The sequence below is a fragment of the Amycolatopsis sp. NPDC043887 genome (assembly GCF_056435665.1).
Genome location: NZ_JBWKEB010000009.1, coordinates 67,261 through 90,114, shown reverse-complemented (window position 1 = coordinate 90,114; position 22,854 = coordinate 67,261). Strand labels below are relative to the sequence as shown.

Below are 22,854 nucleotides of genomic sequence, written 5' to 3'. Positions count from 1 at the left end.
GGTTCTCCTTCGGTGTGGCCGGAAGATCCGGTGCCTTGAACGCTAGGAATCGGGCACCGCGCCCAGAACCGTCGGAAGTATGTGGCGTTTAACCGTTTAGACCGTTCGGCCGGGACGAGGCCGGATGACCCGCCGCGGCGTGGCCTGAGAGAATCCGGGCGTGTCCGACGAACAGAAGCGCCCGCGCGTGCTCTCCGGGATCCAGCCGACCGCCGACTCGTTCCACCTCGGCAACTACCTGGGCGCGCTGCGGCAGTGGGTTCGGCTGCAGGACACCCACGACACCTTCTACATGGTCGTCGACCTGCACGCGATCACCGTCGAGCAGGATCCGAAGGTGCTGCGCGATCGCACGCGCCGCTCGGCCGCGCAGCTGCTCGCGCTCGGGGTCGACCCGGCCCGCAGCGCGCTGTTCGTCCAGAGCCACGTGCCCGAGCACGCCCAGCTGGGCTGGGTGCTGGAGTGCCAGACCGGCTTCGGCGAAGCGAGCCGGATGACGCAGTTCAAGGACAAGGCCGCGAAGCAGGGCACCGATCGCGCCAGTGTCGGCCTGTTCACGTACCCGGTCCTGCAGGCCGCCGACATCCTGCTGTACCAGGCGAACGAGGTTCCCGTCGGCGAGGACCAGCGGCAGCATCTGGAGCTGACGCGCAACCTCGCGCAGCGGTTCAACAACCGCTACGGCAAGACGTTCACCGTGCCGGAGCCGCATATCGTCAAGGACACGGCGAAGATCTACGACCTGCAGGACCCGACCGCGAAGATGAGCAAGTCCTCGTCGACCGGCAACGGCCTCATCGAGCTGCTCGAAGAACCGAAGAAGTCGGCGAAGAAGGTGCGCTCGGCGGTCACGGATACCGGCCGCGAGATCGTCTTCGACGCCGAGAACAAGCCGGGCGTCTCGAACCTGCTGACGATCCTCTCCGCGCTGACCGACCAGCCGGTCTCCGAACTCGAGAACTCGTACGAGGGCAAGGGCTACGGCGACCTGAAGAAGGGTGTCGCGGAGGCGTTCGTCGACTGGGTCACGCCGGTGCAGGAACGCGTCCAGTCCTATCTGGACGACGTCGCCGAGCTCGACAAGGCCTTGGCGCTCGGTGCGCAACGAGCCAGGGAAGTCGCTTCGGTGACTTTGCGGAACGTCTACGAGAACATCGGGTTCCTTCCCCCGGCGGGCTGATTCGCGCTGCGATGTCGTCGCGGTGTGGTTAGCGTTTGACGGTGGCGAATGATGACGGCGCGAAGCCGGAACAGGACAAGCTGTTACCGCGCCTGAGGCGGAAGTACGGCTGGCTCGATCACCTCATCCGGGCCAACGACGCCTTCACCGAGCGCTACGGCAATCACTATGCCGCCGCAATCACCTACTTCAGCGTGCTTTCGGTGATCCCGATCTTGATGGTCGCCTTCGCGGTCATCAAGATCGTGCTCGCCGGTGACCAGGTGGTGACGAACCAGCTCGTCGACGGCATCAAGAAGTCGGTCCCGGAAGGGCTGAGCGATCTCGTCGGCAGCATCATCAAGGCGGCGCTGGACTCCGGCGGCGGTATCGGGGTGTTCGGCCTGCTGCTCGCCCTGTATTCGGGGGTCGGCTGGATGTCGAACCTGCGTGACGCGCTGACCGCCCAATGGGGGCAGGAAAAGCAGAAGCTCCCGCTGGTTTCGACCACCATCAAGGATCTGCTGTCCCTCGTCGGGCTCGGGGTCGCGCTGGTGATCTCGTTCGGGCTCACCGCCGCGGGCAGCGGCGTCGGGCGGTTCCTGCTCGAACTGGTCGGCCTCGAGAACCAGGGCTGGGCCGTGTTCCTGTTGAAGGCCGCGACGATCCTGCTCGGCCTGCTCGCGAACACCCTGGTCTTCCTGTGGGTCATCGCGAGGCTTCCGCGTGAGCATGTCGCGCTGCGCAGCGCGGTCAAAGGCGCGATCTTCGCCGCGGTCGGTTTCGTCGTGCTCCAGCAGGCCGCGACCGTTTACCTCGGCAGCGTCACGAAATCACCGGCGTTCACCTTGTTCGGCCCGGTGATCGGCCTGCTCGTGTTCGCGAACCTCGTTTCGCGGTTCCTGCTGTTCGTCACCGCGTGGACGGCGACGGCGAAAGAGAACCTGAAGACGGTCATCGAGCCACCTGCCCCGGTGCTGATCCACCCGAGGGTGACCGTTCAGCAGGGGCCCGGGCTCGGCGCCGTCGGCGGGGCTTTCGCGACCGGCGCGCTCCTGGGCTGGTTCGGCCGTCGCAAGTCCTGACGTTATTCGCCGGCCATGGCCTTCTTGCGCTGGTGGCCGACGACGAACGACGCCACGATGATCAGGAAGACGACCAGCGTGATGATCCAGCCCGTCACGCCGAACGGGTCTTCGGCCGCGGCCGCCGCTCCGCTGTTCGACGCGCCATCGGCGTTCGGCGCGGCGTTGGCCGGGTCCGCGTTCACCGTTTCCGGTGACCGGTATTCGATGCGTCCCACCGATTCGGCCTTGGACTCGCGCAGCGCGATGCCGTAGTCGAGGAGCTTCGCGGCCTGCTCGGTGACCCGGGTCGGACGCTGCTCGGCGCGCAGCATCACGACCCCGACCCGGTGACCGTTCTGGACCGCGCTGCCGGCGTAGGTGTGGCGCGCGTCGTCGGTGAAGCCGGTCTTCCCGCCGGTGAACCCGGGATAGCTGCCGAGGAGCTTGTTGTCGTTGTAGATCGTGACGACCGGTTTTCCCGCGGTGGCCGGGACTTCGAAGCTCTTGGTCTTGACCACCTTGGCGAATTCGGGGTTCTTCATCGCGTAGTGGAAGATCAGGCTCATGTCGTAGGCGGAGGTCGACATACCGGGGCCGTCGAGCCCGGACGGTGTGGCGGCCCGGGTGTCCGTGGCGCCGATACGGGTGGCCAGCGCGTTCATCTTCGCGAGGGTCGCGTCCATGCCGCCGAGCACGGTGGAGAGCGCGTGCGCCGCGTCGTTGCCCGAGTGCATCAGCAGTCCGTGCAACAGCTGGTCCACTGTGTACTGACCGCCCGCGGCGATGCCCATGCAGGTGCACTCCTGCTCGGCGTCCTCCTTGGTCGGCACGACGATCTTGGCGGGCGGGAGCTCGGTGACCACGACCAGCCCGAGCAGGACCTTGATCAGCGACGCCGGCCGCTGACGGGCGTGCGGATCCTTCGCCGCGATGACGTCGCCGGTGTCGAGATCCTGCAGCACCCACGACGCGGAGGTGTTCCCCTCGGGCGGGTTCAGCGCACGCTTCGGGAGCACGAGCCCGCATTCGGCCATCCGGTCGCCACCCACCGGAACCGGCGGCACCGGCAGCGGCGCCGGAGCGGCCTCGCCGGGGCGCGGTTTCTCGGAGGTGTCGACGGGCGGTGGAGGCGTCACCTTGTTCGCGCACGGCTGCGCCTGGGCTGGTGGCTTCGGGGCGGCTGTGGCCACCGGCGTCACCGCGAGGGCGAGCACACCGGAAACTAGGACCAGGAGCGACCGGGAGATAGCGCTGTGCACCCGAGCAATGTAGCGTCGCCGGGCTCGCTGCATACTCAGGGGCATGCGCATTTCGCGAGGTACTTCGATGTTCCTGCTGGGTTTCGGCGTGTGGTCGTGGATCATCTGGATCACGTTCGCCAAGAACCTCTGGGACAGTGACCGCGCCTGGGCCGCGGACGGCTCGCCCACCGCCTACTTCATCGTGCACGCCGTGCTGACGGTCGTCTCGTTCGTGCTCGGCACCATCATCGGGCTCATCGGTCTGCGCACGCTGCGTGGCGCCGAGTCACGGGACGCGGAAAAGGCTGACGCCTGATCAGGTTTGTCGTCCTTTTGACGGTGGTGGCCGGCCTTCGGCTCCCTTACGTTCACTCCACCGAATCATGGAGGTGGAATGTCCCGGATCAGACGCCTGCTCGTCCCCGCGCTCGTCGCGGCGGCGGCGGGAAGCGTGTTCGCGGCTCCGTCGGCGAGCGCCGCGCCCGCGCCGCAGTGCGACACCGCGAGCGCCCCGTTCAACTACGTGGTGCTCTACGACCCGCGCACCCCGGAGCGCAAGGTCGACAACGAACTGCGCGCCAAGTGCGGCGAGAAGGTCGCGTACTACCCGGAGATCGGGGTCGCGGTCGCGACCTCGCGCAACGCCGACTTCCAGGCGAAGATCGGCGTCTTCCGCGCCTACTCGGGCGGCCGTGACGTCGCGTTCCCGCCCGCGGCCACCACCCGCTCGACCCGCTCCGCCGTGGTCGACACCAAGGAAAACGAAGAGACCACCAGCGTCGCCGTCGAAGAGGACCTGTCGGCCCAGCAGTGGGACATGCGGGCGATCCAGGCTCCCGAGGCGAACAAGATCTCCGGTGGCAGCCGGTCGGTGACCGTCGGCGTGCTGGACTCGGGCATCGAGCCCACCCACCCCGCGCTGAAGGCGGCCCTCGACCCGAAGGTGTCGGCAGGCTGCAACAGCGGCGCGCCCGACACCACGCCCGCCGCCTGGGCACCCACGAACTCCGACCACGGCACGCACGTCGCCGGCACGATCGCGGGCAAGGACGCCGCACGCGGCTTCACCGGTGTCGCGCCCGGCGTCAAGCTGGCGTCGGTGAAGGTCGTGAACGACGACGGCCTGATCCTCCCCGAGGCCGCGGTGTGCGGGTTCATGTGGGCGGCGAAGCACCGCTTCCCGGTCACGAACAACAGCTACTACATCGACCCGGGCATGTTCTACTGCTCGAAGGAGCCGGGCGACGCGGCCGCGTACGAGGCCGTCCGCCGCGCGGTGTCCTACTCGACCGGCCGCGGCGTGCTGAACGTCGCCGCCGCCGGCAACAGCGGTTTCGACCCGGACGAGCAGACCACCGACCCGAACCGTCCGCACCCGGTCGACGAGAGCTGCGGCATCCTGCCCAAGGCCATCGACGGCGTCGTCAACGTCTCGGCCATCGGCTACGCGGGCACGAAGTCGTCGTACAGCAACTACGGTGACGACGTTTCGGTCACCGCCCCCGGCGGCGACCGCGCCCAGCTGCCGCCCGCCGGCCAGGGGGTGGGTTGCCCGCTGTCGACCATCTTCAACGGCGGCTACGGCGCCAAGTGCGGGACCTCGATGGCGTCTCCGCACGTCGCCGGTGTCGCCGCGCTGCTGGCGTCCCGTTTCCGGCACGCTCCGCCCGCGGCGCTGAGGTGGCTGCTGGAGCACCAGGCGGATGCGGTTCCGTGCGGGACTGCGGCGCCGGTCTGTGAAGGTCCGGAGAAGGACAACTCGTACTACGGCCACGGCCGCGTCAACGCTCTGGACGCGGTGAAGTAGTTTCGCGCGATCGCCGGGGCCGGTCCACGTTCGTGGGACGGCCCCGGTTTCGTTTTCCTGGCCCTTCCGATGGTGTCCTCGCTACGTTGTGAGCACCTTCGACAGTGGGGAGTTCACGATGTCGTTGTCCGGTCGGTTGGTTCCCGTGGTGCTGGGGCTGGCGATGCTCCCGCTCGTGAGCGCGCCCGCGGCGGTGGCGGCTCCGGTGGCGCCCTGCAGCGACGAGCCGCGGGAACTCCCCATCGACGAGTTCACCGACTATCACGAGATGGTGCGGGAACTCGGCAGGCTCGAACGGGTGAGCAAAGGGCGGGTGACGGTCAAGGAGGCCGGGCGGTCGAACCGCGGCCGGGTGATTCACCAGGCGATGGTCGGGACCGGACCGGAGGTCTTCGTGGTCTCCAGCGAGATCCACGGAAACGAGAAGACCGGCACCGACGCCCTGCTGCGCATCCTCGACTACCTCGGCACGTCGGAGTCGCGGGACGCCGAGCGGCTGCGGAAGACCATCACCTTCGTCGCGGTGCCGAAACTGAACCCGGACGGCGCCGAACTCGACCGGCGCGGCAACGACCTTTCGTGGGCGGAGGTGCAGCGGAAGTTCCCTCAGCTGAAGGACCGGCCGCCCGCCTGGAACTACCTCAGCGGCGTCCTCCAAGGCGACGACTACCGCAAGCGGCCGGGATTCGACGTCAACCGCGACTTCAACCCGGACCTGGCCTACGTCCCGCGCGCGGAGGACTTCCCGGGCGCGCCGGACCAGCCGGGGTGGTTCGTCACGCCCGAGGCGCGGGCGCTGCGTTCGGTTTACCTGGATCTGACCGCTTCGCGGGGGAAGGTGCCCGACGTCTATGTCGATCTGCACCATCAAGGCGCCTGCGTCCGGCAGGAAGGCAGCAACCGGCTGCTCGACGTCGGCATCGACTACCCGCCGCTGCCCGACAAGTTCTTCGAGCCCGGCCAGAAGTACGCGAAGTACCGCGATGTGTACACAAAGGACGAATCGCGGCAGCTGGCGATCAGCGCGTTCAACGGGATGACGTCGCGCGGTTTCGTCGGGGCGCGGTATCCGCACGCGCCGGACCGGGATCTGCCGGGGCAGGCGCGGTGTTCGTTCGCGCTGAACGGGACGGGGACGGTGCTGTTCGAGGTACGCGGGCAGACGCAGACGCTCGGGCAGCAGCACCGGGAGCGGTTCACGCGCGCGGTGATGGCGGGGCTGTACAACATGCTGCGGGACGTGAGCACGGGCGCTGTCGGGTACATCGACCCGGAGGACTTCGACCGGCTGCCGGGTACAGCCGACTCGGCCGCTCTCGCTCGGGTGCTGGAGTAGCGGCTTTCCGTGAAGGCCCCCTTCCCTACCCTGAGAGTAGGGAAGGGGGCCTTCACGGACCATCAGGCAGCCGTAGCGAGATGGACCTGGGGGCGTGGGCGGGAAGCAGCGACCTGCCACGCTGTCTCCAGATCCGAGACCACGGCGGCCGGATCGTTCAGCAGTTGCGAAGGCAGCGTCTGCACGACGACGAGCCCGGAAGTCGCGTATCGGGTGTTCCGGTCCACAGTCCGCTGATATCCAGCTCGGCGGAAATGGAATTCGAACGAGTCGATTTCCCAGACGAGGCCGACATCGTCCCACCACGCGTCAGGCCGTCCCAGATACTTGCCGGAAACGTCGAAGAGCTCGGCATTCCAATGACTTGGAGGGTTTTCCAGCCGACGGCTGAGCACCTTCGCCCGTGATTCGGCCATTGAGCGGATGTCCACCCAGTCGTTCAAGAGCCGCCTGGGCACAGCGGTTCCTCGCTGTGTGCCGTGATTCAGTTCCCCCAGTAGCGCCTTCGGGTGACACTTGCCCTGCTGGATCGCCTCGATGAGCAGCTCTTCCGACGACTGCGGATCAGTGAATCGCCGCACCGCGTCAGTTGTGGCACGGATCAAAGGCGCGAGCGGTACCCCGTTCCGTGTCGTCGGCGGCGGCAATCGCAAAGTGCGTTCCGTGGTTACGAACCCGACGCTTCGGATCTTCCGCTCGTGCGGGATCAGCAGGTGCAGCCCCTGATCGTCCGGAAGTGCGGACGGGCGCAGGCCGTGGAGCCTGCAGGCTTCGACGCCGGTGAGCATCGCCTTCGCGCCCGAATAGAGCAGCGCTGCCGTCACCAACTCCGACGAGGTCGGCTGCTGATCATGCAACAGGACGATTCCGGGAAGGAGCCGCTGCCATGGCCCACCGGGCAAGCATCGGTGGTAGATGGTCTTGCTGGGCATCTCCAGTGATTCCAGGTCGGCGACCCGGACGACGCCATTGTGGCTCCGTGCCAGCAGCAGTTCGGGATGCTGGGCCCATCTTCCTCTTTTGACCACGTGGCCAGCCTGACCGCCGGTCGCCGTCCGCGACAGCCTCACTTCGCGAACCTGTGGATAACTGGGGTCTTGTGGATAACCCCCCCCCCCGAACGCCGTGAAGGCCTCCTTCCCTACCTTGAGGGTAGGGAAGGAGGCCTTCACGGACCGCTCCGTCAGACGCGCTTGAAGAGCAGGGCGCGTTTGACTTCCTGGATTGCTTTGGTGACCTGGATACCGCGCGGGCAGGCATCGGTGCAGTTGAACGTCGTCCGGCAGCGCCAGACACCCTCGGAGTCGTTCAGGATGTCCAAACGCTCTTCGGCGCCTTCGTCACGCGAGTCGAAGATGAACCGGTGCGCGTTGACGATCGCGGCCGGACCGAAGTACGAGCCGTCGTTCCAGTACACCGGGCACGAGGACGTGCAGCAGGCGCACAGGATGCACTTGGTCGTGTCGTCGAACCGGTCGCGGTCGGCCTGCGACTGGATCCGCTCGCGCGTGGGCTCGTTCCCGTAGGCGATGAGGTACGGCTTGACGGCCTTGTACGCCTCGAAGAACGGGTCCATGTCGACGTAAAGGTCCTTGAGCGTGGTCAGACCCTTGATCGGCGCGATGGTGATGGTCGTCTTCTTGCCATTGGTCTCCAGCAGGTCCTTCATCAGGACCTTGCACGCCAGCCGGTTGATGCCGTTGATCTGCATCGCGTCGGAACCGCAGACGCCGTGCGCGCACGAGCGCCGGAACGAGAACGTCCCGTCGATGTAGTCCTTCACGTAGAAGAGCAGGTTCAGCAGCCGGTCGGTGCGCTGCGCCGGGACGTCGTAGGACTCCCAGTGCGGCTCGGTGTCGACTTCGGGGTTGAACCGGAGGATCTTCAGCGTGACGGTGATCGGCGTGTGGTCGGAGGACACGGCCTCCGACTTCTCGGGGGTGGCCGTGGTCATCAGTACTTCCGCTCCATCGGTTCGTAGCGGGTGAAGGTCACCGGCTTGTAGTCGAGGCGGACGTCGGCCGTCAGGCCTTCACCCTGCTTGTAGGCCATGGTGTGCCGCATGAAGTTCGTGTCGTCGCGGTTCGGGTAGTCCTCGCGCGCGTGCCCACCGCGGGATTCCTTACGCGCCAGGGCGCCGACGACGAGGACCTCGGCCAGTTCGAGCAGGAAGCCCAGCTCGACGGCCTCGAGGACGTCGGTGTTGTACCGCTTCCCCTTGTCCGACACGGTGATCCGGCTGTACCGCTCCTTCAGCGCCTGCACGTCGGTCAGCGCCTGCTTGAGAGTGTCCTCCGTGCGGTACACCGAGGCGTGCGAGTCCATGGTCCGCTGCAGCTCGGTGCGGATGTCGGCGACGCGCTCGTCACCGTGCTCCGAAAGCAGCAGCGCGAGCTGGTCTTCCACCACGCGAGTCGGGTTCTCCGGCAGTTCGACGTGCTCGTGCGCCAGCGCGTACTCGGCGGCGGCGATGCCGGCGCGGCGGCCGAACACGTTGATGTCGAGCAGCGAGTTGGTGCCGAGCCGGTTCGAGCCGTGCACGGACACACACGCCACCTCACCCGCGGCGTACAGGCCGGGGATGACGTTCTCGTTGTCCCGCAACGCCTCGCCGTGGACGTTGGTCGGGATACCGCCCATCACGTAGTGGCAGGTCGGGAACACCGGCACCGGTTCGGTGACCGGGTCGACGCCCAGGTACGTCCGCGAGAACTCCATGATGTCCGGCAGTTTCGCGTTCAGCGTCTCTTCCGGGATGTGCGTGACATCGAGGACGACGTAGTCCTTGTTCGGCCCGCAACCGCGGCCCTGCAGCACTTCCTGCACCATCGACCGGGCGACGATGTCGCGCGGCGCGAGGTCCTTGATGGTGGGGGCGTAGCGCTCCATGAACCGCTCGCCATCGGCGTTGCGGAGGATGCCGCCCTCACCGCGCACGGCCTCGGAGATGAGGATGCCGAGCCCGGCCAGACCTGTCGGGTGGAACTGGAAGAACTCCATGTCCTCCAGCGGCAGGCCCTTGCGGAAGATGATGCCGAGGCCGTCACCGGTGAGGGTGTGCGCGTTCGACGTGGTTTTGAAGATCTTGCCCGCGCCGCCGGTGGCGAACACGATCGACTTCGCCTGGAAGACGTGCAGCTCACCGGTCGCCAGCTCGTAGGCGACGACGCCGGACGCGATCGGGTTGCCGTCCTCGTCCGGGGTCAGCACCAGGTCGAGCACGTAGAACTCGTTGAAGAACTCGGTGCCGTGCTTGACGCAGTTCTGGTAGAGCGTCTGCAGGATCATGTGCCCGGTGCGGTCCGCGGCGTAGCAGGCGCGGCGCACCGCGGCCTTGCCGTGGTCACGGGTGTGCCCGCCGAAACGGCGCTGGTCGATCTTGCCCTCGGGCGTCCGGTTGAACGGCAGGCCCATCTTCTCGAGGTCGAGGACCGCGTCGATGGCTTCCTTCGCCATGATCTCGGCGGCGTCCTGGTCGACCAGGTAGTCGCCGCCCTTGATCGTGTCGAAGGTGTGCCACTCCCAGTTGTCCTCTTCGACGTTCGCCAGCGCGGCGCACATACCGCCCTGGGCGGCGCCGGTGTGCGAACGCGTCGGGTAGAGCTTGGTGAGCACCGCGGTGCGGGCACGCTGGCCGGATTCGATGGCCGCGCGCATGCCGGCGCCACCGGCGCCGACGATCACCACGTCGTACTTGTGGAACTGCATTGAGAACTCCGCTTTACGTGTGTGGTGGGGCCGTCAGTTGGCCGAGATGCCGGGATCGAAGGTGAAGATCACCATCGTGCCGACGGCGAGGATCAGCACCATCGAGACGTAGAGCACGATCTTCAGCCAGAACCGGGTGCTGTCCTTGCGGGCGTAGTCGTCGATGATCGTCCGCAGCCCGTTGCCGCCGTGGATCTCGGCGAGCCAGAGCATCGACAGGTCCCAGAACTGCCAGAACGGCGAGGCCCAGCGGCCGGCGACGAAGCCCCAGTTGATGCGGTGCACGCCACCGTCGAGGATGTTCATGATGAACAGGTGGCCGAGCACCAGCACGACCAGCGCGAGGCCCGAGATGCGCATGAACAGCCAGCTGTAGAGCTCGAAGTTGCTGCGGCGGGCGGCCGGGCGCTTCGGCGAACGCGGCTTGTCGAGTGCGAGAACTTCGGTTGCCATGGTCAGTGCCCCCCGAACATAACTTCGACGGTGCGCTTCATCATGAAGAAGGCACCGGGAATCATCACCACGACCCAGATGGCCAGGATGGTCCAGAGCATCGGCTTCTGGAACTTCGATCCCTTCTCCCAGAAGTCGACCAGCATGACCCGGATGCCGTTGAGCGCGTGGAACAGCACCGCGCCGACCAGGCCGACCTCGAGGAGGTTGACCAGCGGGGTCTTGTAGGTCTCGATGACCTCGTTGTACGTGTCGGGCGACACGCGCACGAGCGCGGTGTCGAGCACGTGCACGAAAAGGAAGAAGAATGTCAGCACGCCGGTGATGCGGTGCAGCACCCAGGACCACATACCGGGGTCGCCCCGGTAGAAGGTCCCTTGCCGGCGTGAGGCACCCGCCCGATCGCTCGCGGCCGCCTCGGTGGCGGTGCTAGCCGTGGTGGACATCGGTGAACGGCCTCCAACGTCATGGCTTGGGCCCGTTGACCGCTGGTTTCCGCGCCTGCCGCCGGGACGTCCACCTGGGGACGGCTCCGGCGACGGTGCCGAGATCATGGTCATCGAGCGTGGATACCAGGGATGCTAGACCCGCACCTCACGGTGGGCTCACCTCCGGGTTCCTCTGTGTGATGGACCAGACATCGGGACCCTTGCCCGATCGGGTGATGCGGGCCGGTAACTCACCGGTTCGTCCACTGTGGACGCGAGGGTTGTCGGGGGGCACCCTGAACGGTGCGTGACGATCTTGGGTCTTCCCCGCGGCCGGTGGGCCGAGTGCTGCCTGCGATTACTCCGTTGTGATCACGGTGAGTACTCCATTCGTCGCGCGTACGACTCATGAGTAAACGTTTGTGTTACGTAGCGTGCCTTTCCTATGGCGGCAAAGCGGCCGTTAGGTACCGTCTCTCGGTCGAACCCGGCAGCGTCGCCGGGTCGCTTTCTTCGGACCATCCGCTGGATCAGCGGGGAGGGAGACACACGTTGCGTCGCATGCGTGGAACCGCGCTGGCCGCCGCCGCCATGGCCGGTGCTCTGGTACTGGCCGGATGCGCGAAGGATTCAGGTGCGGGGAACAACAACAACGCGGGCTCTGGGGACCAGTCCGCCAGCTGCGTGACGGCGCCGAAGCCGCCCGCCGCGCCGGCCGCGTCGAGCAGCTCCGCGCAGTCGACCGAGAAGGTCGACGGCAGCAAGCTCAAGGTCGCGCTGGCCTTCGACGTCGGCGGCCGCGGCGACGCGTCGTTCAACGACTCCGCCGCCGCCGGTACCGACAAGGCGAAGGCCGAGCTCGGCGTCACGACGGTCACCGAAAGCACCGCCGCCGCGACCGAGGACGAGGCCGCCAAGTCGCAGCGTCTCGACCAGCTCGCTTCGCAGGGCTTCAGCCCGATCATCGCGGTCGGCTTCGCCTACGCCAAGGCCGTCGGCGCCATCGCGCCGAAGTACCCGAACACCCAGTTCGCGATCGTCGACGACGACTCCGTCAAGGCCCCGAACGTCACCTCGCTCGTCTTCGCCGAGGAGCAGGGCTCGTTCCTGGCCGGTGTCGCCGCCGCCTACAAGTCGAAGAAGTGCCACGTCGGCTTCGTCGGTGGCGTGAACACGCCGCTGATCCAGAAGTTCGAGGCCGGCTTCCTCCAGGGTGTGAAGGCCGCTTCGACCAAGGCCAAGATCGAGGACGAGTACCTCACCCCGGCCGGTGACTTCTCCGGGTTCCAGGACCCGGCGAAGGGCAACGTGAAGGCCGCCGCCCAGATCGCCAAGGGCGCGGACGTGATCTATCACGCCGCCGGCGCCTCCGGTAAGGGCGTTTTCGAGGCCGCGAAGTCGAACAACGCGTTCGCCATCGGCGTCGACTCCGACCAGTACAACCAGAAGACGGTCGAGGCGTCGAAGGACGTCATCATCACCTCGATGCTCAAGCGCGTCGACGTGGCGGTGTTCGACTACCTGCGCGCGCTGGCGAAGGGCGACCTGACGTCGCTGCCGAAGCGGTTCGACCTCAAGGTCGACGGCATCGGCTACGCCACCTCCGGTGGCAAGGTCGACGACATCAAGGACGTCCTCGACGGGTACAAGGCGCAGATCGTCTCCGGGGCGATCACCGTCTCGGACAAGCCGCAGAAGTAAGCTTCACCAGGTACGGGGCTCGGGAGGGTAACCCCTTCCGAGCCCCAACCTGTTTACCCAGAACTGGATGGCTTTTCATGAGCGCTCCCCAGGCCGAGGTCACCGACGCCCCCGACCGGGGTGAACCGGCCGTGCAGCTGACCGGGATCACGAAGCGGTTCCCCGGTGTCGTCGCCAACTCCGACGTCAACCTCACCGTCACCAAGGGCGAGGTGCACGCTGTCTGCGGCGAAAACGGCGCGGGCAAATCGACCCTGATGAAGATCCTCTACGGCATGCAGCAGCCGGACGAGGGCGACATCGCGATCAACGGCGAACCGGTGAAACTGCGCAACCCGCAGGACGCCATCAAGGCCGGGATCGGGATGGTCCACCAGCACTTCATGCTGGCCGACAACCTGACCGTCGGGGAGAACGTCTTCCTCGGCGCGGAGAACCTGCACGGCATCGGCCGCGCGGCCAGGGCGAAGCTGGCGGAGCTGGCCGAACGCGTCGGCCTGCACGCCCGGCCGGACGCGCTGCTCGAAGAACTCGGCGTCGCCGACCGCCAGCGCGTGGAGATCGTGAAGGTGCTCTACCGCGGCGCCCGGATCATCATCCTCGACGAGCCCACCGCGGTGCTCGTCCCGCAGGAGGTCGACGCGCTGTTCGAGACCGTCCGCGCCATGCAGAAGGACGGCTTCACCTTCATCTTCATCTCGCACAAGCTCGACGAGGTGCGCGCGATCGCCGACACGGTCACCGTGATCCGCCGCGGCACCACCGTCGGCACGGCGGATCCGAAGACGATCACCTCACGTCAGCTGGCCGAGATGATGGTCGGCACGGAGCTGCCCAGTCCGGAGACCCGCGAATCCACGGTGACCGATCGGGACGTCCTCCGCCTGGACGACGTCTGCTTGAGCGTCGAGGGCTCCGAGCGCAACGTGCTCGACCACATCTCCTTCACCGTGCACGCGGGTGAAGTGCTCGGGATCGCCGGCGTCGAAGGCAACGGCCAGACCGAACTCGTCGAGACGATCATGGGCATGCGCAAGGGCGGCGGCCGGATCGAACTGACCGGGGCCGACCGCAAGACCGTCGAACTGCACAAACTGGGGACGCTCGCCCGCCGCGAGGCCGGGATCGGCTACATCGCCGAAGACCGCACACGGCACAGCCTTCTGCTCAGGCAACCCTTGTGGGTCAACCGGATCCTCGGCTACCAGACCCGCAAGCCGGTCGCGAAAGGACAGTTGCTCGACATCGACGGCGCGCGGGAGGACACCCGCCGCATCGTCGAGGAGTACGACGTCCGCACGCCGGGCATCGATGTCCCCGCCGCCGCGCTTTCGGGTGGTAACCAGCAGAAGCTGATCGTCGGGCGCGAGCTTTCCGGCAACCCCGTCCTGCTGATCGCGTCGCATCCCACGCGCGGTGTCGACGTCGGCGCGCAGGCGTTGATCTGGGAACAGATCCGCCAGGCGCGCGCGGCCGGGCTGGCCGTGCTGCTGGTTTCGGCCGACCTCGACGAGCTGATCGGGCTTTCCGACACCATTCAGGTCATGCTGCGCGGACGACTGGTCGGCGAGGCCGACCCCGCGACCGTGACCCCGCAGGAACTGGGCTCCGCGATGACGGGTGCCTCCGAAGACACTGAAGAAGGTGCAACGTGAGTAGCTGGCGTACGAGGCTGCTGCCGCCTCTGCTCGCGATCGTATTCGCGGTCATCCTGACGGCCATCGCGCTGATCATCTCGGGCGCCGACCCGCTCCAGGCCTACGGCACGATGATCGGCCAGCTCTTCAAGGGCTCGACCGCCGTCGACACGGTGAACCTCGCGACGGTCTACTACCTGTCCGGGCTCGCGGTGGCCATCGGCTTCCAGATGAACCTCTTCAACATCGGTGTCGAAGGTCAGTACCGGTTCGCCGCCATCGTCACCGCCATCATCGGCGGGGCACTGCAGCTGCCGCCGGTGATCCACGTGCTGGCGATCCTGGTCGTCGCGGTGGCCAGCGGCATGCTGTACGCGGCCATCCCGGCCGTGCTGAAGGTGACCCGCGGTGTTTCCGAGGTCATCTCGACGATCATGCTGAACGCGATCGTCGGCGGCATCGTGGCGTTCCTGGTCAACGCGGACCAGTTCGGTGTGCAGACCGGCAACAACATCGCCACCCGCGAGATCGCCGAGACCGGCCGGATCCCGGGGATCCCGATCCTTTCCGGTGAGCTGTTCGGCTTCGTGTTCATCGCGGCGCTGATCGGCGCGGCCTACTGGTTCATGCTCAACCGGACCCGGTTCGGGTTCGAGCTGAAGGCCTCCGGCGAATCGACGACGGCGGCCGCCGCCGGTGGCGTGAACGCCAAGAAGATGACGCTGATCGCGATGCTGCTTTCCGGTGGCGTCGCCGGCCTGGTCGCGATGCCGGAACTGCTCGGCCGCGACTTCAGCTACGGCATCACCTCGACCCAGATGTACGGCTTCACCGGTATCGCGGTCGCCCTGCTCGGCCGCAACCACCCGGCGGGCATCGCGCTGGGCGCCCTGCTGTGGGCGTTCCTCGACCGGTCCGCGGTGTCGCTGGAGCAGATCAACGTGTCCAAAGAGATCGCCACGATCATGCAGGGCGTGATCGTGCTGTCGGTCGTCATCGCGTACGAGATCGTGCGCCGCGCGGACCTGGCCGCCGAACAGCGTCGTGTCGGTCGCGCGCTGGCAGGCAACGGCCGCAAGGGTTCCAGCGTGTCCGAGGGAGGTGCGGTGTGACCACCGCGGACGTTCTTTCGCCCAACACGGGTGGGACCACCATGCCGGTGAAGCCGCCGAAGCGGCGCATGCCCGGCTGGCTCAAGGGAGCCATCTGGGGGCTGCTGGCGGTCGGTGTGCTCGCGATCGCGTCGTACGCCACCGGCGTCAACACACTGACCTCGACCAACACCGCGCACACCGCGTTGCGGCTGGCGCTGCCGATCCTGCTCTGCGCGCTCGGCGGCCTCTGGGCCGAACGCGCGGGCGTGATCAACATCGGCCTCGAAGGCATGATGATCCTGGGCACCTGGGGCGCCGCTTGGGGCGCGTACCACGGCGGTGTCTGGGCCGGGCTGATCGCGGCGGTCGTGTTCGGCGCGCTCGGCGGCCTGCTGCACGCCGTCGCGACGGTGACCTTCAACGTCAACCACATCGTCTCCGGTGTGGCGATCAACCTGCTCGGTCTCGGGGTCGCGAAGTACCTGGCGAACCTGGTGTTCACCCCGCTTTCGGGGAACCCGCGCCAGTCACCGCCGGTCCCGAAGTTCGACACCTATTCGGCGACGTTCCTCTCGGACTGGCTTTCGGATCTGGAGAAGATGCAGCGCGTCTTCATCTCCGACCTCGCCGGCATCCTCAACGGCCTGGTCACCGAGGTCGCGCCGCTGACGATGATCGCGATCGCGCTGGTCCCGATCAGCTACTTCGTGCTGTGGCGGACGCGGTTCGGCCTGCGGCTGCGGTCCTGCGGTGAGAACCCGGTCGCGGCCGAGTCCCTCGGCGTGAAGGTCTACCTGCACAAGTACGTCGCCATGATCATCTCCGGCGGGCTCGCCGGGATGGGTGGCGCGTCGCTCGTGCTGCTCGCCGGCGGCGCGGACTATCTGGAGAACCAGACCAACAACCGCGGGTACATCGGCCTCGCGGCGATGATCTTCGGCAACTGGCGGCCGGGCGGCCTGCTCGGCGGCGCGGCGCTGTTCGGTTACGCGGACGGCCTCCAGCTCGCCGGTGGCGGCACCGCGGTGCTCGCGCTGCTGTACGGCGCGGTGATCCTGCTGGCCGTGATCGTGGCGGTGCAGTTGTTCCGCCGTCAGTGGATCGCTTCCGCGCTCGGTGTCGTCGGCGCCGTCGCGCTGTACGCGATCTACTGGACCAACGACGACCTGCCCAGCGACCTTATCCCGTACACCGCGCACTTCGTGACGCTGATCGTGCTGGCGGTGGCTTCGCAACGGCTGCGGCCGCCCAAGGCGATCGGCGCCACCTATCGGCGAGGTGAGGACTGACATGGCGGAGTACGACTGGGAAGCCTTGAGGGCTAAGGCCGTCGAGGCGGCGAAGTCGGCGTACGCGCCTTACTCGGGTCTGCACGTCGGTGTGGCGGGCGTGGTGGACGACGGCCGGATCGTCGTCGGCTGCAACGTCGAAAACGCTTCGTACGGCTTGGGAATGTGCGCGGAATGCACGATGGCGGGGCAGCTGCGGCTGACCGGCGGCGGCAAGCTCGTCGCCGTCGCCTGCCGCAGCGGCGCCGGTGATCTGCTGATGCCGTGCGGGCGCTGCCGTCAGATCCTGTTCGAGCACGGCGGATCCGACTGCCTGGTGGACACCCCGAGTGGCATCCTGCCGATGTCCGCGGTGCTGCCGGACGCGTTCGGGCCGGATGACCTGCCATGAGCGCGTTCGCCGCCGTCGACGTCATCCGCGCGAAGCGGGACGGTGGACGGCTCACCGATGAGCAGATCGACTGGACGATCGACGCGTACACGCGCGGCGACATCGCCGAGGAACAGATGGCCGCGCTCGCGATGGCCATCTTCCTGCGGGGGATGGACTCCGGCGAGATCGCGCGCTGGACCGGCGCGATGATCTCGTCGGGGGAGCGGCTGGAGCTGAAGGTCAGCCGTCCGACGATCGACAAGCACTCGACGGGCGGGGTCGGCGACAAGATCACGCTTCCGCTGGCGCCGCTCGTCGCAGCCTGCGGCGCGGCCGTGCCGCAGCTGTCCGGGCGCGGGCTCGGGCACACCGGCGGGACGCTGGACAAACTGGAGTCGATTCCGGGCTGGCGTGCCTCTTTGTCGACATCGGAGATCATCCGGCAGCTCGACGAGGTCGGCGCGGTGGTCTGCGCGGCGACCTCCGGGCTGGCTCCGGCGGACAAGAAGCTGTACGCGCTGCGGGATGTGACTTCGACGGTGGAGTCGATCCCGCTGATCGCGAGCTCGATCATGAGCAAGAAGATCGCCGAGGGCTCGGCCGGGCTGGTCCTCGATGTGAAGACCGGTTCGGGCGCGTTCATGAAGACGCTTCCGCAGGCCCGCGAACTCGCGCGGACGCTGGTGGAGATCGGGACCGCGCACGGCGTCGCGACGACGGCGCTGATCACGGACATGAACGTGCCCTTGGGGCATGCCGTCGGCAACGCGATCGAGGTCGCGGAGTCGGTCGAGGTGCTGCGCGGCGGCGGCCCGGCCGACGTCGTCGAGCTGACCGTGGCTTTGGCCAGGGAGATGCTGGCGCTGGCCGGATTGTCCGATGTGGACCCGGCGGCGGTGCTCGCGTCGGGGAAGGCCTACGAGACGTGGTGCCGGATGATCGCCGCTCAGGGCGGGGATCCCGAGGCGGAGCTGCCGCGGCCTAAGCACGTCCACGTCGTCTCGGCGCCTTCGGATGGTGTCTTGACGTCTTTGGACGCGTACTCGGTCGGGGTCGCCGCTTGGCGGCTCGGGGCCGGACGGGCGCGCAAGGAGGATCCGGTGCAGGCCGCGGCGGGTGTCCTGTGCCTGGCGAAGCCGGGCGACACGGTGTCGGCGGGGCAGCCGCTGCTGGAGCTGCACACCGATACGCCGGAGGCTGTTCCTTCGGCTCTCGCTGCGCTCGAAGACGCCTACGCCGTCTCCTCGGAGGCCTCGGCCTCCGCTCCGCTCGTCCTGGAGACCGTGCGGCCCTGACCTGCGTTTAGCCCCCTAATCGCGATCTGTCGGCGGTGCCGGCCCTGGTCGCGATCCCCGTGTCCTGAAGGCCCGCATTTAGTCCTCTGGATGCGGTACTTGCGCGTGCAACTACCGCATCCGGAGGACGAAATGCCTGGGGCGCAGGGCGTGGCGGCTGGGTCTTGCCGGGAGCCAGTGTCCCCAATGTGGCATTGGGGACACTGGGCGCCTCCAATGCCACATTGGGGACATCGACCCGGCCCGACCGACGCCGGGCCCCGGACGTGCACCCTCGTCGAGGTTGGGCCCTGCCGCATCCAGAGGACGAAATGCCTGAGGGTGGGCGGATCGCGATTAGCCCGCTAAACGCAGGTCGTGGCCGGAGAAGCGTGAAGGCCCCCTTCCCTCGGCGGAGCCGGAGGAAGGGGGCCTTCACGCGTTAAGAGAGCGTCAGTCGGTGGTCTCGTCGGCGCCGTCGGCCTTCGCCTTGGCGTCGGCCGCCTTGGGCGCCCGGCCGTTGCGCGAGCTGCGGCGCGGCTGACGCGGGGCGGGCGGCGGCGGGGCGATCTGCTGCACGGCCGGTCCGCCGCCGAGCATCAGCTCCGCGAAGGTCGCCATGGCCTCGTCCAGCTGGCCGCCGATGCGGCGCACGGACTCGTCGTTGCTCTTGCGCACCAGCGAGTCGACCGAGTCGGTGTCCGGCTGCTTCTGCAGCGTGCTCTCGACCTTCGACAGGCCGGAGCGGATCGAGCCGTCGAGGTCGCCGAGGCGCCCGGTGAAGCCGTCCTCGACCTTGTCGAGCCGCTCGGCCAGGTCGTCCAGTCGCGAGGTGACCTTCTCGAGGCGGTCGCCGAGGCCGTCGAGGCGCTCCGAGGCGTCGATCATCTCGCCGGTCTCGGTCAGCGCGGTCTTCAGCGCCTCGGTGTTCGCGGTGAGGCTTTCCTTGGTCGCCTTGTCGAGGTTCTCGACGCGGGTGCGCAGCTCGCGGTCGACGGTGTCGACGCGGTCCCGCAAGGTGGACTCGGCCTGCTCGACGCGCTCGCGCACCGGCCCGATCACCGACTGCGGCAGCGCGTCGGTCCTCACGTCCTGCTTGTCGAGGTGCGCGCCGAGCTCGTCGAGGCGGCGGTGGATGTTCTGGAGCTTGTCCTCGAGCCCGTCCATCCGGCCCCCGACGCCTTCCAGACGCGCGGCCATGCCGTCGAGGCGGCCGTCGAGCTGAGCGAACGGCTTGGCCAGCTTGTCGACGATGCTTTCGACGGCGCGGGTCAGCGCGGCGATCGCGGTGTCCTGCGCTTCGAGCCGCGACATGGTCTCGTCGAGACGTTCGGCGAGCACGCTGGTCTCGGTGCGGTCGGGCATCTCCGAGAGCCGCTTGCGCACCGCGCCGAGCGAGTCGACGGGGGCCAGACGTGCGTAGATGTCGTCGAGCGCGTCGAAGATCTGCTGCTGTTCGCTCTCGCGCACTTCGGCCGCGCGCACCAGCATGTTGCGCATCCGGTCGAAGGACGGGGCTGCAATGTGGTTGTCAGTGGTCACTGCGGTGTCCTTCGTGGGCGGGGAAATGGGAGGGACGTGACGTGAAGCTTATCCATTGCGAAATTGCTCTGTGTATGGCCCCCGGGTATCGGACAATGCCGAGCTCTGCCCCTGATGGCCGATTCAGCCCGTGATCGACAAAGCCGAGGGTTAACCGGCTCGCGGAAGTTACCACCATGTAGGGGAATGACAGGCTGGTTACCGTTACGTATGTCCTCTGAAAGCAGCAGACCCAGCATCCCGGAGGCGGTACTGGCCCGCGCTCCCAAGGTTCTCCTCCACGACCACCTGGACGGCGGATTGCGGCCCGCCACGGTCGCCGAACTCGCCGAACAGACCGGGTATCGGGCCTTGCCGACCAGCGATCCCGTCGAACTCGGCCGATGGTTCCGCGACGCGGCCGATTCCGGCTCCCTCGTCTCGTACCTTGAGACGTTCGCGCATACGTGTGGCGTCATGCAGACCGAGGAAGCGCTGGTCAGAGTGGCCGCCGAGGCGGTGGAAGACCTCGCTGCCGACGGCGTCGTCTACGCCGAGGTGCGTTACGCCCCCGAACTCTTCGTCGAACGCGGACTGTCACTCGATGCGGTGGTCGAGGCCATTCAGGCCGGGTTCGTCGAAGGTGAACGGAGAGTGGCGGCCGGCGGCGGCCGGATCCGCGTCGGGACGTTGCTCTGCGCGATGCGCCAGCACGCCAGGGCGCTCGAGATCGCCGGCCTCGCCGTCCGCTACCGCGACGCCGGTGTGGTCGGGTTCGACATCGCCGGACCGGAAGACGGATTTCCGCCTACCAGAAATCTCGACGCATTCGAGTTCCTGCGGACGAATAATGCGCATTTCACCATTCATGCGGGTGAGGCGTTCGGGCTCGCGTCCATTTGGGAGGCGATTCAGCATTGTGGCGCCGAGCGGCTCGGTCACGGCGTGCGCATCGTCGACGACATCAAGACCGACAGCGACGGCACGGTCCATTTGGGACGGTTGGCCGCCTACGTCCGCGACCGGCGGATCCCGCTCGAGATCTGTCCCACGTCCAATGTCCAGACGGGGGCGGCGCGCTCGATCGGCGAACATCCCTTCGGCCTGCTCGCCAGGCTGCGGTTCCGGGTCACCGTCAACACCGACAACCGGCTGATGAGCGGCTGCTCGATGACCAGCGAATTCGCGGCACTGAGCGACGCGTTCGGCTACGGGGTGGCCGATCTCGAGTGGTTCACGATCAATGCGATGAAATCCGCCTTCCTCGATTTCGACCAGCGGCTCGACATCATCAACACGGTCATCAAGCCGGGGTATGCGTCCTTGCGTTCGTTAGCATAGCCAACTATTGTTCACTATGTAGGAGTTGATTCCCATATAGTGAAACGGTGGCGAAGATGGCGCAGGTCGTGGACGTGAGGAACGGCGGCAAACGACGCTGGCTCATCCTCACGCTCGGTCTCGCCGCGCAGACCGCGAGCTGTTCGTTCCTCTACGGAATCCCGTTCCTGGTGCCGTCGATGCAGAGTGCGGAGGGGCTCTCGCTCGCCGAAGCGGGGACTGTGGTCGCGGCGCCGAGCCTTGGCCTGTTGTTCACCTTGATCTTGTGGGGTGCGGCGGCGGACCGTTACGGAGAGCGTTTGGTAATGGTCATCGGGCTCGGCGTCTCGGGGTTACTCCTCGTGTACGCCGCCGTCGGCGACCACTCGCTCGGAACCCTCTTTGGGGTGTTTCTGCTCGCCGGCGCGAGCACCGCGTCAGTGAACGCCGCGAGCGGCCGGGCCGTCCTCGGCTGGTTCGGCCCGGCCGAACGCGGCCTCGCGATGGGCATCCGCCAGATGGCCCAGCCGCTCGGGGTGGGTGTCGCCGCCTTCGGGCTCCCGCCGCTCGCGGACCGCTGGGGCTTCCAGGTCTCGCTCCTGCTGCCCGCGCTGACCGCGATCGGTGTCGCGCTCCTGGTCGCCTGGCTCCTGGTCGATCCGCCGCGCCCGGAGGCCGAAGCGGGCAAGGTGGAGAAACCGCCGTCGCCGTACCGGAAGCCGGCGTTGTGGCGGGTCCACGGCGCGAGCGCGCTGCTCGTCGTCCCGCAGTTCGCGGTCTCCGCGTTCACCCCCGTGTACCTGGTGACCGTGCACGGCTGGACGGCGGCGTCCGCGGGCTGGTTCGTCGGCGCCGTCCAGATCCTCGGCGCGCTGGGCAGGATCGCGTCGGGCTACTGGTCCGACCGCGCCGGCAGCAGGCTGCGGCCGATGCGGCGGCTGGCGGTCGCGAGCGCCGCGGTGATGCTGCTGGTCGCGCTCGGGGACGCGGCGTGGCCGTGGCTGGTGCTGCTCGCGCTGGTCCTGGCCGCGGTGATCACCGTGTCCGACAACGGGCTCGGGTTCACCGCGTCGGCGGAGATGGCCGGGCTCGCGTGGGCGGGGCGGGCGATGGGCACGCAGAACACCGGCCAGAACATCGCCGCGGCCCTGACACCGCCGATGCTGGGGCTCGTGATCGGTGATTCGCGGTACGCCCTGGCGTTCTGCGTGGCCGCGGTCTTCCCCGCACTCGCCGTGGCCCTGGTCCCCGTCAAACACGAAGCGACCATGGCCACGGCCCCAAGACCAGCGCGCCCCACCAAGTGACCGGCAGACCGTCTCTCGGAAGCGCGCCAGCGCGACGAGAGACTTCACCTCGCGCGCCCTCTTTCGGGCCGAAGGCCCACGAAAACGCGCCGAAGGGGCGCCTCCCCGCTCAACTCGACGTTGAAGCGGAACGACGCCC

At 67.6% G+C, this 22,854-nt stretch carries 20 protein-coding genes; 13 read left to right on the top strand and 7 right to left on the bottom strand.

Annotated elements, in window-relative coordinates:
- Positions 1-160 precede the first annotated feature (160 nt).
- Both trpS and AC069H_RS24215 read left to right on the top strand, forming a co-directional pair.
- The gene (gene trpS, locus AC069H_RS24220; RefSeq protein WP_478233912.1) at positions 161-1,180 is read left to right on the top strand and encodes a tryptophan--tRNA ligase; all 1,020 of its coding nucleotides are present in this window, start codon (positions 161-163) and stop codon (positions 1,178-1,180) included.
- Between the two features lie 35 nt (positions 1,181-1,215).
- Positions 1,216-2,244: a YhjD/YihY/BrkB family envelope integrity protein gene (locus tag AC069H_RS24215; protein ID WP_478233911.1), complete on the top strand. Its 1,029-nt coding sequence runs from the start codon at positions 1,216-1,218 to the stop codon at positions 2,242-2,244.
- Positions 2,245-2,246: 2 nt separating this feature from the next.
- Here AC069H_RS24215 and AC069H_RS24210 read toward each other — a convergent pair whose 3' ends face one another.
- Positions 2,247-3,485, bottom strand: a complete 1,239-nt coding sequence (locus tag AC069H_RS24210; protein ID WP_478233910.1) for a D-alanyl-D-alanine carboxypeptidase family protein — start codon at positions 3,483-3,485, stop codon at positions 2,247-2,249.
- 43 nt (positions 3,486-3,528) lie between these two features.
- Here AC069H_RS24210 and AC069H_RS24205 point away from each other — a divergent pair, with 43 nt between their 5' ends.
- From AC069H_RS24205 to AC069H_RS24195, 3 genes are all read left to right on the top strand, one after another.
- Positions 3,529-3,783: an SCO4848 family membrane protein gene (locus AC069H_RS24205; protein ID WP_478233909.1), complete on the top strand. Its 255-nt coding sequence runs from the start codon at positions 3,529-3,531 to the stop codon at positions 3,781-3,783.
- 78 nt (positions 3,784-3,861) lie between these two features.
- The gene (locus tag AC069H_RS24200) at positions 3,862-5,274 is read left to right on the top strand and encodes a S8 family peptidase (protein ID WP_478233908.1); all 1,413 of its coding nucleotides are present in this window, start codon (positions 3,862-3,864) and stop codon (positions 5,272-5,274) included.
- A gap of 118 nt (positions 5,275-5,392) precedes the next feature.
- Entirely contained in the window at positions 5,393-6,610 is a 1,218-nt protein-coding gene (locus tag AC069H_RS24195; protein ID WP_478233907.1) for a M14 family zinc carboxypeptidase, read from the top strand.
- Between the two features lie 62 nt (positions 6,611-6,672).
- On the opposite strand, the gene AC069H_RS24190 is transcribed toward AC069H_RS24195, so the two are convergent.
- The 5 genes from AC069H_RS24190 to sdhC are packed head-to-tail and all read right to left on the bottom strand — an operon-like array spanning position 6,673 to position 11,217.
- On the bottom strand, positions 6,673-7,782 hold the full coding sequence (locus AC069H_RS24190) for a hypothetical protein (RefSeq protein ID WP_478233906.1): 1,110 nt from the start codon (positions 7,780-7,782) through the stop codon (positions 6,673-6,675).
- A gap of 11 nt (positions 7,783-7,793) precedes the next feature.
- A complete protein-coding gene (locus AC069H_RS24185) occupies positions 7,794-8,564 on the bottom strand; it encodes a succinate dehydrogenase iron-sulfur subunit (RefSeq protein WP_378444421.1) in 771 nt (256 codons plus the stop codon).
- A complete protein-coding gene (sdhA, locus tag AC069H_RS24180) occupies positions 8,564-10,318 on the bottom strand; it encodes a succinate dehydrogenase flavoprotein subunit (protein ID WP_478233905.1) in 1,755 nt (584 codons plus the stop codon). Before sdhA ends, AC069H_RS24185 begins: the two co-directional genes overlap by 1 nt.
- A 33-nt stretch (positions 10,319-10,351) precedes the next feature.
- A complete protein-coding gene (locus tag AC069H_RS24175; RefSeq protein WP_016331258.1) occupies positions 10,352-10,771 on the bottom strand; it encodes a succinate dehydrogenase hydrophobic membrane anchor subunit in 420 nt (139 codons plus the stop codon).
- A gap of 2 nt (positions 10,772-10,773) precedes the next feature.
- On the bottom strand, positions 10,774-11,217 hold the full coding sequence (sdhC, locus tag AC069H_RS24170; protein ID WP_478233904.1) for a succinate dehydrogenase, cytochrome b556 subunit: 444 nt from the start codon (positions 11,215-11,217) through the stop codon (positions 10,774-10,776).
- Between the two features lie 543 nt (positions 11,218-11,760).
- Here sdhC and AC069H_RS24165 point away from each other — a divergent pair.
- The 6 genes from AC069H_RS24165 (at position 11,761) to AC069H_RS24140 (ending at position 18,588) form a co-directional block, all read left to right on the top strand.
- Entirely contained in the window at positions 11,761-12,900 is a 1,140-nt protein-coding gene (locus tag AC069H_RS24165; protein WP_340684615.1) for a BMP family lipoprotein, read from the top strand.
- Between the two features lie 77 nt (positions 12,901-12,977).
- Positions 12,978-14,555, top strand: coding sequence for an ABC transporter ATP-binding protein (locus AC069H_RS24160; protein WP_478233903.1), 1,578 nt, complete (start codon positions 12,978-12,980; stop codon positions 14,553-14,555).
- Positions 14,552-15,649, top strand: a complete 1,098-nt coding sequence (locus tag AC069H_RS24155; protein ID WP_478225091.1) for an ABC transporter permease — start codon at positions 14,552-14,554, stop codon at positions 15,647-15,649. The genes AC069H_RS24160 and AC069H_RS24155 overlap by 4 nt, the downstream gene beginning before the upstream one ends.
- Positions 15,646-16,920: an ABC transporter permease gene (locus tag AC069H_RS24150; RefSeq protein WP_478225092.1), complete on the top strand. Its 1,275-nt coding sequence runs from the start codon at positions 15,646-15,648 to the stop codon at positions 16,918-16,920. The genes AC069H_RS24155 and AC069H_RS24150 overlap by 4 nt, the downstream gene beginning before the upstream one ends.
- 1 nt (position 16,921) lies before the next feature.
- Entirely contained in the window at positions 16,922-17,311 is a 390-nt protein-coding gene (locus AC069H_RS24145; RefSeq protein ID WP_340684611.1) for a cytidine deaminase, read from the top strand.
- On the top strand, positions 17,308-18,588 hold the full coding sequence (locus AC069H_RS24140; RefSeq protein WP_478225093.1) for a thymidine phosphorylase: 1,281 nt from the start codon (positions 17,308-17,310) through the stop codon (positions 18,586-18,588). The genes AC069H_RS24145 and AC069H_RS24140 overlap by 4 nt, the downstream gene beginning before the upstream one ends.
- A gap of 432 nt (positions 18,589-19,020) precedes the next feature.
- Here the strand turns inward: AC069H_RS24140 and AC069H_RS24135 are convergent, their stop codons facing one another.
- Positions 19,021-20,109, bottom strand: coding sequence for a PA containing protein (locus AC069H_RS24135; RefSeq protein ID WP_340684609.1), 1,089 nt, complete (start codon positions 20,107-20,109; stop codon positions 19,021-19,023).
- 210 nt (positions 20,110-20,319) lie between these two features.
- Here AC069H_RS24135 and AC069H_RS24130 point away from each other — a divergent pair, with 210 nt between their 5' ends.
- Positions 20,320-21,429, top strand: coding sequence for an adenosine deaminase (locus AC069H_RS24130; protein WP_478233902.1), 1,110 nt, complete (start codon positions 20,320-20,322; stop codon positions 21,427-21,429).
- Between the two features lie 56 nt (positions 21,430-21,485).
- On the top strand, positions 21,486-22,715 hold the full coding sequence (locus AC069H_RS24125) for an MFS transporter (protein WP_478234051.1): 1,230 nt from the start codon (positions 21,486-21,488) through the stop codon (positions 22,713-22,715).
- Positions 22,716-22,854: the final 139 nt, after the last annotated feature.

Coding starts and splice junctions, on each gene's coding strand:
- AC069H_RS24205 (WP_478233909.1), top strand. CDS start 3,529: ATGCGCATTTCGCGAGGTACTTCGATGTTCCTGCTGGGTTTCGGCGTG.
- AC069H_RS24200 (WP_478233908.1), top strand. CDS start 3,862: ATGTCCCGGATCAGACGCCTGCTCGTCCCCGCGCTCGTCGCGGCGGCG.
- AC069H_RS24195 (WP_478233907.1), top strand. CDS start 5,393: ATGTCGTTGTCCGGTCGGTTGGTTCCCGTGGTGCTGGGGCTGGCGATG.
- AC069H_RS24185 (WP_378444421.1), bottom strand. CDS start 8,564: ATGACCACGGCCACCCCCGAGAAGTCGGAGGCCGTGTCCTCCGACCAC.
- sdhA (WP_478233905.1), bottom strand. CDS start 10,318: ATGCAGTTCCACAAGTACGACGTGGTGATCGTCGGCGCCGGTGGCGCC.
- AC069H_RS24175 (WP_016331258.1), bottom strand. CDS start 10,771: ATGGCAACCGAAGTTCTCGCACTCGACAAGCCGCGTTCGCCGAAGCGC.
- sdhC (WP_478233904.1), bottom strand. CDS start 11,217: ATGTCCACCACGGCTAGCACCGCCACCGAGGCGGCCGCGAGCGATCGG.
- AC069H_RS24165 (WP_340684615.1), top strand. CDS start 11,761: ATGCGTGGAACCGCGCTGGCCGCCGCCGCCATGGCCGGTGCTCTGGTA.
- AC069H_RS24160 (WP_478233903.1), top strand. CDS start 12,978: ATGAGCGCTCCCCAGGCCGAGGTCACCGACGCCCCCGACCGGGGTGAA.
- AC069H_RS24145 (WP_340684611.1), top strand. CDS start 16,922: ATGGCGGAGTACGACTGGGAAGCCTTGAGGGCTAAGGCCGTCGAGGCG.
- AC069H_RS24140 (WP_478225093.1), top strand. CDS start 17,308: ATGAGCGCGTTCGCCGCCGTCGACGTCATCCGCGCGAAGCGGGACGGT.
- AC069H_RS24130 (WP_478233902.1), top strand. CDS start 20,320: ATGTCCTCTGAAAGCAGCAGACCCAGCATCCCGGAGGCGGTACTGGCC.
- AC069H_RS24125 (WP_478234051.1), top strand. CDS start 21,486: ATGGCGCAGGTCGTGGACGTGAGGAACGGCGGCAAACGACGCTGGCTC.